The sequence below is a fragment of the Pseudarthrobacter sp. MOO13 genome, assembly GCF_058267655.1.
In genome coordinates, this window is the sequence record NZ_CM177848.1 from 1079259 (window position 1) to 1092028 (window position 12770).

At 58.9% G+C, this 12770-nt stretch carries 12 protein-coding genes; 1 reads left to right on the forward strand and 11 read right to left on the reverse strand.

Going from position 1 to position 12770, the window contains the following annotated elements:
- Positions 1-81: 81 nt before the first annotated feature.
- Together AC4EEO_RS05140 and AC4EEO_RS05145 are read right to left on the reverse strand one after the other, a co-directional pair.
- A complete protein-coding gene (locus AC4EEO_RS05140) occupies positions 82-1794 on the reverse strand; it encodes an ArnT family glycosyltransferase (protein WP_491340035.1) in 1713 nt (570 codons plus the stop codon).
- A gap of 209 nt (positions 1795-2003) precedes the next feature.
- On the reverse strand, positions 2004-3245 hold the full coding sequence (locus AC4EEO_RS05145) for a bifunctional glycosyltransferase family 2/GtrA family protein (RefSeq protein ID WP_491340036.1): 1242 nt from the start codon (positions 3243-3245) through the stop codon (positions 2004-2006).
- A 3-nt stretch (positions 3246-3248) separates the two neighbouring features.
- Between AC4EEO_RS05145 and AC4EEO_RS05150 the strand changes: the two genes are divergently transcribed.
- Entirely contained in the window at positions 3249-5267 is a 2019-nt protein-coding gene (locus tag AC4EEO_RS05150; protein WP_491340037.1) for a DUF6541 family protein, read from the forward strand.
- 172 nt (positions 5268-5439) lie between these two features.
- On the opposite strand, the gene AC4EEO_RS05155 is transcribed toward AC4EEO_RS05150, so the two are convergent.
- The 9 genes from AC4EEO_RS05155 to AC4EEO_RS05195 form a co-directional block, all read right to left on the reverse strand.
- Complete coding sequence (locus tag AC4EEO_RS05155; protein ID WP_491340038.1) at positions 5440-6348, reverse strand: type II secretion system F family protein; 909 nt, start codon at positions 6346-6348, stop codon at positions 5440-5442.
- A 9-nt stretch (positions 6349-6357) separates the two neighbouring features.
- Positions 6358-7305, reverse strand: a complete 948-nt coding sequence (locus AC4EEO_RS05160) for a type II secretion system F family protein (RefSeq protein ID WP_491340039.1) — start codon at positions 7303-7305, stop codon at positions 6358-6360.
- Positions 7302-8738 (reverse strand): TadA family conjugal transfer-associated ATPase, encoded by a 1437-nt coding sequence (locus AC4EEO_RS05165; RefSeq protein WP_491340040.1) that lies wholly within the window; start codon positions 8736-8738, stop codon positions 7302-7304. The genes AC4EEO_RS05160 and AC4EEO_RS05165 overlap by 4 nt, the downstream gene beginning before the upstream one ends.
- Complete coding sequence (locus AC4EEO_RS05170) at positions 8735-9931, reverse strand: CpaE/TadZ family protein (protein WP_491340041.1); 1197 nt, start codon at positions 9929-9931, stop codon at positions 8735-8737. The genes AC4EEO_RS05165 and AC4EEO_RS05170 overlap by 4 nt, the downstream gene beginning before the upstream one ends.
- Positions 9928-10671: a Flp pilus assembly protein CpaB gene (gene cpaB / locus AC4EEO_RS05175; protein ID WP_491340042.1), complete on the reverse strand. Its 744-nt coding sequence runs from the start codon at positions 10669-10671 to the stop codon at positions 9928-9930. Before cpaB ends, AC4EEO_RS05170 begins: the two co-directional genes overlap by 4 nt.
- A 21-nt stretch (positions 10672-10692) precedes the next feature.
- On the reverse strand, positions 10693-11706 hold the full coding sequence (locus AC4EEO_RS05180) for a pilus assembly protein TadG-related protein (RefSeq protein WP_491340043.1): 1014 nt from the start codon (positions 11704-11706) through the stop codon (positions 10693-10695).
- A complete protein-coding gene (locus AC4EEO_RS05185) occupies positions 11703-12146 on the reverse strand; it encodes a TadE/TadG family type IV pilus assembly protein (RefSeq protein ID WP_491340044.1) in 444 nt (147 codons plus the stop codon). The genes AC4EEO_RS05180 and AC4EEO_RS05185 overlap by 4 nt, the downstream gene beginning before the upstream one ends.
- 163 nt (positions 12147-12309) lie before the next feature.
- Positions 12310-12504 carry a Flp family type IVb pilin gene (locus tag AC4EEO_RS05190; RefSeq protein ID WP_491340045.1) on the reverse strand — a complete coding sequence of 65 codons (195 nt, stop codon included), beginning with the start codon at positions 12502-12504 and terminating at the stop codon, positions 12310-12312.
- A 31-nt stretch (positions 12505-12535) separates the two neighbouring features.
- Complete coding sequence (locus AC4EEO_RS05195) at positions 12536-12739, reverse strand: Flp family type IVb pilin (RefSeq protein WP_491340046.1); 204 nt, start codon at positions 12737-12739, stop codon at positions 12536-12538.
- Positions 12740-12770: the final 31 nt, after the last annotated feature.

Consider the following 12770-nt stretch of genomic DNA (forward strand, 5'->3'; position numbering starts at 1 on the left):
CTGGGTTGTTCCTGGGAATTACCCGCAACAATGCGGTATCAGCTCCAGTCCCAAAAATAATCCAAGACGATCTTTCCGCTGTTACGGCGACAGGTTGTAATACTGGGCGTCGCCGATTTGCTCGGCGTGGTAATGGCTTCTAACCCAGTCCACGATTCTGGCCGACTCTCCGCGGCCTTCAATAGTAAGCGGCGGCAGATCCTGAAACACCATGCAGGCCACCTGATGGTCGGTGACCATTCGCTGAAACTGCTCCAAGGTTGGGAATGGATCGGTGCCGTCAAAACCGCCCAGCGGCAGCACCGATCGCATGCTGGCCAACTGATAGTTAGCTGCTGTCTCAGAGCCCACCGTGGCCGCCGCCCATTTGGCAGTGGACGGCGTCGCGCGGAGGCGGGAAACGATTCCGGATTCAGGCACGTTGCCGAACATTACTTCAATGAAACTGGCTGGCACATCGGGACCCATCTGCTGACGGTCAGGATGATCCGTGCGTATGCCGAGGATACTGGGACCAGCCACGACGCCTGCACCCTCATGGGGACTCAGAACCGTGTTGATGGACCACACGAAAGGACCGACCAATAGCGCCACTGCCAAAAGTCCTGTTGTCATTTTCCGAAGGGCTGGAAAAGGCGGTGGCACCACAAGAAAGGTGATGGCCGCGGACCAAACGAGAAGCGCCACCAAAGGACCCAGCGGGAAATCAGCGGTTGAGCGACTCGCGGAGAGGAAGCTCAGAACCATCGTTATTAAGAGGGTCACAACCAGCATCCAGCGTGCGTTTCGTCGTCTACTAAGCCTGTATAGGTGCAGCAAGCCTGTACCTGCGAGGCAGCATAGCGGTGGTACAACAGTTAGGCAGTAATACGGATGGACTATCCCAGACATGAACGCCAAAACCGTTGAAGCGGAGAGAAACCAGAGAACGGACAGACTAAGGAAGGCCCGGTATTTGTGGCTGCCGCTCTGCCGCTTGATATGCCAGACGGCGACGCACATTCCTGCTACTGCCAGGGGCAGGAACCAGCCGAACTGGCCCGAGAATTGCGGTTGAAGGAAACGCTGAAAGCCAGGATCCAGTTTTTCCGCAAGGCTCGCTGTACTGGGAGACATCGTCCGGCTGGCATCCTCTCCGGTGAGGCGGTCCAGACCGTTGTAGCCCAAGCTTAATTCCACCGCGCTGTTAAGACGGGATCCTCCGACGAATGGCCGGCTGGCCGCCGGGACCATCTGCACAAGGACAAACCACCAGCCTCCGGTAACCATTGCGGTGAGCAGGGCGAGCGAGACGCGCGTTATACGCTTCAGGACTGGTCCGCGGGCAAAAGCCAGATAGGTAACAGCGACGGCGGGCAGCAGCAGCGCGATTTGAAGCTGCTTCGTCAGCAGGGCAGCACCCGTGAGCGCACCGGCCAGAATCAGCCACCTTAGCTTGTCGCGGCGAATTGACTCCAATGCGGTGTAGGCCACGCCGATCATCAGCAGGGTAAGCAGTGCATCTGGGTTGTTGTAGCGGAACATCACCACGGCAACTGGGGTTAAGGCGAAAAATGTCGCCGCGAGAAGTGCTGCGGCGCTCCCGACATAAGTGCGAACCATCCTGTAAAGCAGGTAGACGCTGGTAATTCCCATCAGGGCCTGCGGCACCAGGATGCTCCAGGGGCTTAGCCCGAAAGCGCGTCCGGAAGCCGACATTACCCACAGGCTTAGCGGTGGCTTGTCGACGCTAATGGCGTTGCCTGGATCCGAGGAAGAAAAGAAGAATGCGGTCCAATCCTGTGAGCCGGCCATGGCTGCAGCAGAATAGTACGAGTTGGCCCATCCGTTTCGATCCAGGCCCCAAAGATAGAGCACAGCAGTTAGGGCCAACAGGGCCCACAGAGCCAATGTTTCCCGCCGACGGCCTAAGTACGGTGGAAATGGTGTACCGCCGGTTTGGCGCAAACGAAGCCCCCCTGCTGGAAGCTCAGGGGGGTCCCATGGGTCAGGTGCCGCGGGCTTCAAGAGGCCTGCGCCGTTTGGGCACCTGAGATCACAACGCGGCTGTCTGCTGCATCGGCCCTGGGAACACGGAAAACCCAGACCCGCAACATGACGAAGCGCATAAGTGTCGCGAGGATATTCGCCGCGGTAAGTGTCACGAGCTCCATCGTAGGGGACGAGTGCGGTGCAGAAGCGTGCAAAATCAACAGCGACGATGATGTTATTGACCAAGCCAGTGTAAAGACGACAAGTCCTTGGAACTGTTGGGTGAAGAGCTTCTCCGGGCCGTTCATCCCGAAGGTAAAACGGCGGTTAGCGGCCGTATTGCCCACCGCCGTCAGGAGGAGGGCGAGGAAGTTGGCCGGCTGTGCGCCAAAAGGCTCCTGGAACAGCACATAGAGCAGGGCGAAGGCCACCGTTGATATGGCTCCGACAACGCCGAACCGAATAACTTGCCCAAAGAAGCTGGGCCTCGACTGTGGAACCACGGGGCGCCGCCCCAGCTCTGCATAAATCGCTTGAACGGGAATCGACCCCTTCACGAGGGAACCGGCAACCCGAATGAGACCGCGAATGTCATCAACTGCAGTCTGCATGATGTCCACTCGACTGTCAGGATCGTCCACCCAGTCCACCGGGATTTCATGGATCCGAAGGCCCGAGCGCTCCGCGATGATGAGGAGTTCCGTATCGAAGAACCATCCGTTGTCCTCCACGTGAGGAAGGAGCTTCTTCGCGACGTCCGCCCGGATGGCCTTGAAACCGCACTGGGCATCGGAGAATGCAACCTGCATGGTGCGCTTCAGCAGAAAATTGTAGGAGCGGGAAATGAACTCGCGCTGCGGGCCGCGGCTAACGCGGGAGCTCTGGCCAAGCCTCGTGCCGATAGAGATATCCGAGTGGCCGGACAATAACGGCGCAACCAATGGCGGAAGTGCTGCCAGATCCGTCGAGAGGTCCACGTCCACATACGCCAAGACTTCCGCGTCGGAGGAACCCCAGGCGTCACGAAGGGCCCACCCGCGGCCCTTTAGGTCTAGCCGACGGTAAGCGACGTTTGGCATACGACCGGCCAGGTTGGCCCCAATCACGGGGGTGCTGTCAGTGCTTGCGTTGTCGGCGATGGTAATCTGCCACGTCACCGCAAATTCGCTGTGGAGATAATTTGCGAGTTCGGTGATGCTTTTTTCGAGTACCGATTCCTCATTGAAGACCGGTACGACAATTTCAAGCGCCAGGCCCCCGTGGCTAAGTTTCATGCTATGTATGCTATGGACGGCTTGGGGGCCGAATGCAGAAACTTGGGGAATACTGATGAACTACTTGGGGAATCCTTGATCTCTTGGCTTGCGGCCCTGCCGGGCTTTTGTGCTGCGGGTGCTGTACTCCTGCTGCCCGGACTGGTTTTTGGCTGGGCCCTGGGCTTACGGCGAATCTGGATGATTTCGCTTGCCCCGGTCCTGACAGCATCACTCGTTGCCGTCTCCACACTTGCTTGCTGGTGGTTGCACGTTGACTGGCAGCTTGGCGTCTTCACCTTTGCCACAGTGGTGTGTGCCGGAGTTACGCTCTTTCTGGTCCGTGCAGGGGCGAGACGGTGGCCGAAGTTCTTCTTATGGGATCAAAGAGAACAACCGGTGGGCCGTGCATACTGGATTGCGCTGCTCACCAGCGGGATCCTCCTCTCTCTTCGATATGCCCAGATCGTTGAGGATCCGGCCAACATCAACCAAGGCATAGACACGCCATTCCACCTCAACCTGGTACAGCAGATCATCGATTCCCGTGACGGATCACCCTTCTCTGTACGGGGGCTCATGGGTGAGTCCGGAGGGTTTTACCCACAAATCTGGCACGCACTTGCTGCACTTATTGCCGAGGCAACCGGGTTACCGGTGGTTGACGCAGCGAACGCCTTAAACTTCGCTGTTGTAGCCATAGCTTGGCCAATCGGTGTACTTTCCTTGGTCAACGTCGTTGTGGGTCCCAAGATGGTCCCTTTGCTATCTGCCGGTATTGCGAGCGCCGGTTTCTTCGCGTTTCCTTTCACTGTCATGCAGAGCCAAAAGAGCGACTTTGGTCCGCTGTTCCCCTACATGCTTGCAGTCACGTTCTTGCCTCCCCTGGTGACGGTTGTGGCCTCACTACTTGGATTTGGCCGCACGTCACCGGTTCCTTGGCCGCTGGGCCTCACAACGCTCGTTGCCGGGCTGCCCGGGTTGGTTGTCACGCACATGTCGGCTTTGGTAGCCCTTGTGGGTCTTACATCGGGCTTCACCGCCATGGCCGCTGTGCGGTCTTTCAGGAAAATCAAACAGGTGAGGTCCGGCCCTTTTCCTTACCTGCAATGGATAGCACTTTGGACGAGCGTATTCACATTCGGCTTGATAGTTTGGGCCGGGGTGCGGCCTTTTACCACTACTTGGGATCCGATTGACACTTTTCCAGCCGCCCTTCGAAGTGTTTTCGAAGTAGCTCCCACACACGGGGACGTAAGCTGGGGCCTTGCGGCGCTCACTCTGCTGGGAACCGCGGTCATGTTCAGTCGCGCAAGCGAACGGTGGTTTCTGGCTGCGTACGCAGGCGCCGTCGCGCTTTATCTTGTTGCGGCGGCGCTGCCGCAGCCACTGTTGAGGCAAATCATTATTGGTGCGTGGTACGGGGACCCACCCAGGCTCGCTGCCCTCCTGCCGATGTTCTGGGCCGTCTTTGTCGGCCTGGCGGCGACCTGGTTCTCAGAAAACGTGGTCCCACGCTTCCGAATCAAATGGCTTGGGGTCGTTGCCATCACGGCGGTTGCGGTAACGACCATAGTGTGGCCAACAAATTCGCAAACGACACCAGGAAGGGAACGCACCTACGCTCTGGCAAGCGACTCGCCACTGGTGCGTCCCGATGAACTCGAATTGCTGGGACGGCTTAGTACCGAAGTGCCTGAGGGCGCCGTGATGGCTAACAACCCGTGGAACGGCAGTTCCACGGCGTTTGCGATCGCGAACCGGCGTGTGCTTTTCCCACACGCGTACACCGGTTCGAACGCGGACCGTCTGCTCCTGGCCACGACGTTAAACCAAGCCACACCTGGCTCTGAGGCTTGCGCGGCGGCAAAAAGGGAGAAAGTTGGATTCCTCCTTGACTTTGGCCAGCACTACATTGACCCGCTACGTACCGAGGTTAATGACTTTCCAGGGCTTAGTGTGCCGGCTAATTCGCCGGCGTTTGTGAAAGTGGACCAACAAGGGTCCGCGGTCTTATATCGATTCGTGGGTTGCGACCTGTAGGCCGCGACTATCTGTGGTGAATGGTAAGGATTCGCCTATATTTCCGTGGGCAAGCCAGGTGGTCGTTGACCGCCCTCTCCGCTCTATGAACGTAAAACGGACCCCCTCGGTTCTGGGTGCCGAGGGGGTCCGGACTTTGGAGCGCAGTAGCGCAAGTGGTGCTGTTGAGGAATTAGAAAACGCCGGCGAAGTTTTTCATGACGTTGATGGCCGCCGGTCCGATGATCACGATGAACAGCACCGGCAAGATGGAGAACATCAACGGGAAGAGCACCTTGACGGGAAGTTTCATTGCTTTCTCTTCCGCTCGCTGCCTCCGCTTGATCCTCATTTGTTTTGCCTGCGTCCTGAGGACCTTTGCGATGGCGATGCCGTAGATGTCAGCCTGAACCACGGAACGGACAAAAGACCTCAGGTCTGGTACGTCGGTCCGGGTGGCCAAAGCCTCATAGGCTTCGCGCCTGCTTCGGCCAACTTGCATGTCCTGCAGGGTCCGCATGAGTTCAAAGGCCAATGGCCCTTTTCCGTTTTGCCCTGCCCGGGCCATGGCAGCTTCAAAACCCAATCCGGCCTCAACCGAAATAAGCATCTGATCCAAGGTGTTGGGCAGTTCCAGCTCAATTGCCTTCTGTCGTTCGGCGCCCCTGCCGTGGACAAGAATGTCAGGCGTGAAGTATGCAAGGGCGGCTGCCAGGGCTACGAACAGCGCGGCAGATGGTGTCACGTTGTTGCTGATGAACACGATTCCCAAGACGGCGACGAGGAGCGCGAGGGCCGGTTTGGCAATCAGAAGCCGTGCGAGGGGCAGCTGAGCCGGCCTTCCGGCGCGCGCGAGGAGTTTGTCCAGCCAAGCCACGTAGCCCTTCGGCGTAACCCGCATTCCGAAGGGAACCGCGGGTTTGGCATCGGTATGCGAGGAAACGATCGCTCCCGGCACTCCGCTATCGATCAGCCGGATACCCTTGCCGAGGTTGCTCCGGACTGCCGCGACGCCCCGCCTGTCCACAGCGAGCAAAGACCACGCCAGAAACGAAATGGGGAACACGATCAGGCCAACAATGAGCCAAGCCATGGTTGTCATTGATTCCTCCTAGAACTTGATCTTGACGACGCGGCTTAGCCAGAACGATCCGAGGCCCAGAAGCACGACGGCTACGCCCAGCAGGATCCAACCCAGCAGGTTGGTGTAAAGCGTGCCGATGTAGGAGCTGTTCACCACCGACATGTAAAGGAACATGCCGACCGGCAGTGCGACGAGGATGTAAGCGGACAACTTTCCTTCTGCGCTGAGGGCCTTGACCTGGCCTTTGATCTGGCTGCGTTCCCTGATGGTTTCCCCGACCTGGTCAAGGACTTCCGCCAGATCGCCGCCCACTTCGCGGTGGATCTCAATCGCTTGCCCTACCCATTCGAAGTCCTCGCTGCGCAGCCTGTGTGCCGCATCGAGCATTGAGTCCCTTAGGTCCCGGCCGAGCCTGTTTTCGTTCACCAGCCTGGCGAATTCTTCAGAGGTTGGAGCGTCGGCCTCCTTTGCCACGGCATCAACAGATCGCAGAAGGCTGTGTCCGGCCCGCAGCCCACCTGAGAGCATCTGCAGGGTATCGCCCAGCTGAGACTCAAACTTGGCTCGCCGCCGGGAGGACAATACGTTCAAGGCCACCTTGGCCAGGAAGGGCGTTGCCACAATGACGAGAAGCGCCGGCAGCAAGCCCCCAAGAATGAAGCCAACGAAGCCTGCAGTGACGGCGCTGCAGGCGACGAGAAGCAGGAAGTCTGCCTGGCGCATCTTCAGGCCGGCCTGCTCCAACGAAGCCCTGCTGCCGAACCGGGCGTTCTTGCTGACGTTCCGTTCCAGGAAGGCCGTAGCTGTATCCGTGGCCCGTGTCAGCAGGGTGGGGCCATTGACCACCCCGGGACGTCGTCGGGAGATGGCTATTTCCCCGCTGGCGCTCTTGAAAGTGACCAGGAAAAGGACGGCCCCCGCAGCCAGGCAGAGGGTAATTCCCAAAGCGAGGAACACCGGGTTCGTAACTGTCACCGGAACCCACCGCCCACCGGAGACGAGCCGAAAACAGCGGGGGACAGCGGAATGCCCAGCTCAGCAAAGTGATCCACGAACCGGGGACGCACCCCGGTCGGGACCGGGCGGCCCAGGAACTTTCCGTTTGCGTCCACTCCCGCGCTGTAGTCAAAGACAAAGGCATCCTGAAGAGTGACAATGTCCCCCTCCATACCTTGGACTTCGGTCACGTGGGTGATCCGTCGCGAGCCATCCCGAAGCCTCGAAATGTGAACGATGAGGTTCACTGCCGAAGCAATCTGCTCGCGGATGGCGCGGAGGGGAAGATCCATTCCTGCCATGAGGACCAGCGTCTCGAGCCTGGAGATCGCATCCCGGGGTGAGTTCGCGTGGACAGTGGAAATTGAGCCGTCGTGGCCTGTATTCATCGCCTGCAGCATGTCCAGGGACTCCCCGCCACGAACCTCGCCGATCACAATCCTGTCAGGCCGCATGCGCAGTGCGTTGCGGACCAGGTCCCTTATGGTGATCTCCCCCTTGCCTTCGATGTTTTGCGGGCGGCTTTCCAGCCGGACGACATGGTCCTGCTGCAACTGAAGCTCCACCGCATCTTCGATGGTGACAATTCGCTCGTCTGAAGGCAGGAAGGATGACAAGACATTGAGCATGGTCGTCTTACCTGTTCCAGTACCTCCGGACACGATGATGTTCAGCCGGGCGCGGACGCAGGCGTGGAGTAGCTCCGCGATTTCCGGAGACATCGACCCCAAGGAGATCAAGTTGTTGACAGTCAGTGGTACCTGACCAAACTTGCGGATTGTTAGGGACGAGCCGCTGACGGCCAAGGGCGGGATGATGGCGTTGACGCGGGAACCATCGCTGAGGCGGGCATCCACCAGCGGTGACGATTCGTCAATCCGCCGACCAACCTTTGTCACAATACGCTCGATGACTTTCCGGAGATGATCCTCGTCGTTGAACCGGGAACCGGTGATTCCCAGTTTTCCCTGGCGTTCGACATATATTTTGTCCGGCCCGTTGACCATGATCTCGGTGATATCGCCGTCCTTGAGGAACTTCTCGAGGGGGCCGAGCCCCAGGACGTCGTCGATGATCTCCTGAACGAGGCGATTGCGCTCGCTGAGGGTCAGTGGAATGTCTTCCTCTTCGATGATCTTCCTCAGTTCGTCTTTAACGTACTGCTGCAGTTCGGCGTCATCAAGGGAAGAGTCTGTGATCCGGCTGCCCATCCGCTCATACAATGCAACGCCGGCGCGGTCCTTGACAGCGCTGAGGGCTTCATTGGGTTCGTTCGCATAGCTGGGCGGAGTGAGTGAATCGGAAGTCGGTGCGGCGTTTGGGTGCCAAGGACCTGCCGGCGGTGTGCCCGGACCACTGGTTTTAGTTTCATCGATTCCCCGGGCTGCTTCTAACCTTCGTGCCAGAGTCACTGGACTACCGCCCTTCTGTGGAGCTTCTTGTGCTGTTTTTCTTTCCAATCCGGCTTAAGCCGGTCCACCAATTGAGTAAGTCCGCGGGCGGCACCGTCCCTGCTGCCGTCCTGAAGAAGCGGCACTCCCTTGTTGGTGGAAAAGGGGACAGCGCGGGAACGTGGAAGGACCACGTCCACGGGACAGCCGATAGTGGCCTCGACATCTTGTACGGTCAGGCCGCTCCTGCGGTCGGCGAAATTGAGGACCACGTGGCGGTTTTCCGGGACGAGGTTCAACTCGTCAAGAATCCGAAAACCTGTTCTCAGGCCACGGATGCTCGGGATGTCCATGCCGCATACCCAAACCGCATCGGTCGCCCGGTCCAAAGTTGCCAGCACGTGCTCTCCCAGACCGGGAGCGGTATCGACGACAACATACTGGAACTCGCCGGCCAGTTGCGAGATGAGGTGTCCCACCTGGTCTCCGCTGATCTGATCGGCCTGCGCCGGGTTGAGGGGTGCGCAGAGTGCGTAGACGCCCGATGGATGCAGCGTCAGGTAGGACTTGAGCACCATGCTGTCCTGGACCGCAGCTCCCGTGACGGCATCCGCCAAGGTGCGTTCCGGCTCCAACATCAGACCCGAGGCCACATCACCGAACTGCAGGTCGAGGTCGACAACCACGACGCCGGTCGGAGCGACTTTGCCCAAGCCAACGGCCAAGTTGGTGGTTACCGTCGTCTTCCCCACCCCGCCTTTGGGAGACATCACCGCGATGATTCGGGTGCCCGTGGGAGCCTCTGCTACCGATGCCCCCAAGCCGCGGCGGCGGCCCGCGGACGCCAGGCTTGCCCTTTCCAGCATGGCCCGGATCTCGTCAACTGCGGCTTCCGGACTGAGCAGATCACGAATACCTGCGCGCATGGCAGGAAGGGCAACCTCGGATCCACCTTTGGTCACCAGGACCACGCTGATCTCCGGGAACTGCAGATCAAACAGGCTGGCCAGCCGGATAGCGTCGTCGGTGGGAAGCCCCGGTCCAAGAAGAATGACTTCAGCCGGATCCCCGTTGATCGCCCGAAGGATATCGTCCGGACTCGGCGGCAGGTAGTCGGCCTGCAGCGTTTGCAGCGTGCCGTGAAGGCCGCTGGTGGCTTGCTTGGTTTTCTGGACAAAGGCGCTGTCCGGTGTGATCAATACGAACCTGCTCATTTGAGCAACTCGGCTTTCTTGATAATGCTCGAAGCACTTTCCGTGGCTGAAGCGGGTTCCTTGGTGAGCCACAGCTTTCCGAACTCCGCGGCGAACGCGATCTTCTGGGCATCGACATCATTTCGAGCGAACGTGACCAACAGTTGACCCGTCGGAAGCTGCGTATTTGCTTGCTCGCTGGAGGCGCCCTGGGAACCGGCGGAGGCCTGCGCCGCAGCCCGTTGAACGCTGGTGACCAAGACCTTGTGGAAGATCTGCTGTGCCGTACCGCCGTCCGCATTATCGCCGGCGAACAAGGCAACGACCCCGACGGTGTCACCCGCCGCGATTCGTCCGCCGACCACCCGCTGGGCATCGAGCTGGACCGAGATCTCCTGCATACCGGCAGGCACGGGCACAGATCCTGGAGCCGCGAGGCTCGTCGGATCAACCAGGCGGACCCCAAGAAGGGGCTCTCCCGGGACCAGATCGGCAGATGCTACTTTGCCGTCCAGCCCATCCAGGCTCTTGAGGGCCCCGTTGGGAACTGACGCAGATGGAAGAGAAGTGAGCTTCACCGCTGACTTGATCTGGTCCAGCGTTGAGCCTTGCGGGATCTGCTTTTCAACCACCAGAACATCTATGGGCTGTAGATCAGCTTGGGCCCTGGCTTCAGAACCTTGGACGTATGAGACGAGAAGCAGCGTGCCTACCACAGCGAGCACGAGCGCAACGATGCCTCCCAGAAGGCGAGTTTTCAATTTAACCCCTTAGCTTGGTTCCTATTTAGTGAGTCGGGCAACGATCACGTTGCCGTTGGGAGTCCCCGTACCACCGGAGAACTGAGCTGGATCTGCCGAATATCCGACGAACGTTCCGTAGATCCCGGTTTCGCCTGGCCCGAACACACTGGGACCGGCGCTGGTGCTGGGGAATTTCCAGCCAAGAATTTTGAAGCCCGCCCATTCCTTGATGCGGTAGTAGACATTGCTTCCGCCGTTGCAGTTGCCCCATGCAGGATCGGAAGGGCCCGGGGTCATGCCGGCGCAGCTGTACATGTAGACGGGGAGAGCCACGGTTTTTCCTAGCAGGGTGGGATTGAACAGTGACATGCAACCGTTCGGAACGCTGCCGCCGGGACTTGTCTGGCTCCACTTGCCTACTTCAGCAGTGATGGAACAGGTGTTGCCTGGGGTTGAATCTGGTTTGAGCCAGGCGAAACCGCCCGGGATGATCTGGTTGGAAGGGTTTCGTCCGTTGCAGTCGGGCGCGCCACCGTGCGTCAGTATCTTGTGTGGTAATCCATCATCAACAAATTCGCATGGAGCGAAGGTCAATGGAAGAGCTGTGTAACCCTTCGTCGGATAAAACCATGTGGCCTCCGCCTGAGCTCCAATGTCCGCAACCTGGATCCCTAAGGCTCGCGCAAATACAAGGGAGAAGTGCGTACCGGAAGAGTCTTGGGACTGAGTAGTGACATTCACAACTGCCTGCGCCGGGTTGCTCGTATCGAGATTTGCGGTGAGGACGTTTGTCAAGGAGTCCAACGCGTTGCCATTTGCGTACGGTGATGCGGTGGGTCGGTAGTCTCCTGAAACACATGGAGAAGAACTCGGCGCAGTCGCGCATTTATTGGCAATGGCAAGTGCGGCAGCGTCAGCCCCGTTTTGAAGCTGGGCATGCTCTGAATACATGCTTGCGACGTCAACGGCGAAGGCAGCCATTCCCAGAAGGAAGACCATGATCAGGGCGGTCATCGGTGCAACGACACCACGTTCATCTCCATTGGAGTTCATCCGCCGCATCGCATGACACCCTTTCCTTGAATAGTGAGGGTGGCCGGCATCCCGGGAATGAGGTTGGGAAAGCCCGTCATCCATGGAGTTGTGTAGCTGATGCTGACCGAGACATCATTGCCGTCAGCACACGTGCCAGTGCCCGTGTAGGTAATGGCAATATCGGAGTTCGTGAGGGCAACAGATGGTGCCGCCGCCACCCCTGCCGCTTGTGCGCTGGATGGGGAGTAGCCGCCTTCAACGCAGTGGACAGCCGCGTATCGGGAAGCCTGCCGGGCCGCCTCGCTAAGAGATACCTGGATATTGAAAGCCCTTCCCATCTCAGCAATGCCCAAGACGAGGGCCAGGAAGATCGGAAGAATTAACGCGAATTCGACTGCAACCGCACCTGCCTCACGTCGGCGGCGCTGTTGGACATGTTGGGTGGAACGAGTCTTCATGATGAGGCAACCAGATTCTACGAATCCCGGAAGCCAAGACCGGGAGCTGTGCATACGTCCCGGCTTGGATCCTTCAGGGTGCTATGTCAGCCGGCGTTCCGGGGGTGACGTGAAAGGCGGGTGGAAGGCCAAAGGGCATTCGGCCTGCCACCCGCCTTCCTGTTCACGGGAGCGCGCTGCTGACGGAGGTGAACGCCGCGTTGATCTGGGTGCCGAGCGTCGCCACGATGACGATGATGACGGCTGCGATCAATGCAACGAGGAGGCCGTATTCTACGGCTGTAGCGCCTTTTTCCGACCCCAGGTGTTTCTTGGCGCCCGAGACAATGGTTAGGATGTGGATCAATAAGGCTGACATTGTCCCCCCAATAAGTGTTTCTGGCCCGTAACTAGGCGGCCGGAAGCTTGTTGGAGATAGTGGTGAACGCGTTGTTGATCTGCGTTCCGAGGGTGGCAACGATCACTACGATTACCGCCGCAATGAGGGCTACCAGCAAGCCATACTCAACAGCCGTTGCACCCCTTTCATCACGGGTGAAGCGATCCTTGACGCCGGCGACGAAAGCCATCATCGAGACCATGAGAGAAGTCATTGTATTTTCCTTAATTCGGTGAAATTGGATT

What these genes read in the sequence shown, in the direction of transcription:
- AC4EEO_RS05140 (WP_491340035.1), bottom strand. Translation starts at nt 1,794, where the DNA reads ATGGCCGGCTCACAGGATTGGACCGCATTCTTCTTTTCTTCCTCGGAT.
- AC4EEO_RS05145 (WP_491340036.1), bottom strand. Translation starts at nt 3,245, where the DNA reads ATGAAACTTAGCCACGGGGGCCTGGCGCTTGAAATTGTCGTACCGGTC.
- AC4EEO_RS05150 (WP_491340037.1), top strand. Translation starts at nt 3,249, where the DNA reads ATGTATGCTATGGACGGCTTGGGGGCCGAATGCAGAAACTTGGGGAAT.
- AC4EEO_RS05155 (WP_491340038.1), bottom strand. Translation starts at nt 6,348, where the DNA reads ATGACAACCATGGCTTGGCTCATTGTTGGCCTGATCGTGTTCCCCATT.
- AC4EEO_RS05170 (WP_491340041.1), bottom strand. Translation starts at nt 9,931, where the DNA reads ATGAGCAGGTTCGTATTGATCACACCGGACAGCGCCTTTGTCCAGAAA.
- AC4EEO_RS05180 (WP_491340043.1), bottom strand. Translation starts at nt 11,706, where the DNA reads ATGAACTCCAATGGAGATGAACGTGGTGTCGTTGCACCGATGACCGCC.
- AC4EEO_RS05185 (WP_491340044.1), bottom strand. Translation starts at nt 12,146, where the DNA reads ATGAAGACTCGTTCCACCCAACATGTCCAACAGCGCCGCCGACGTGAG.
- AC4EEO_RS05190 (WP_491340045.1), bottom strand. Translation starts at nt 12,504, where the DNA reads ATGTCAGCCTTATTGATCCACATCCTAACCATTGTCTCGGGCGCCAAG.
- AC4EEO_RS05195 (WP_491340046.1), bottom strand. Translation starts at nt 12,739, where the DNA reads ATGACTTCTCTCATGGTCTCGATGATGGCTTTCGTCGCCGGCGTCAAG.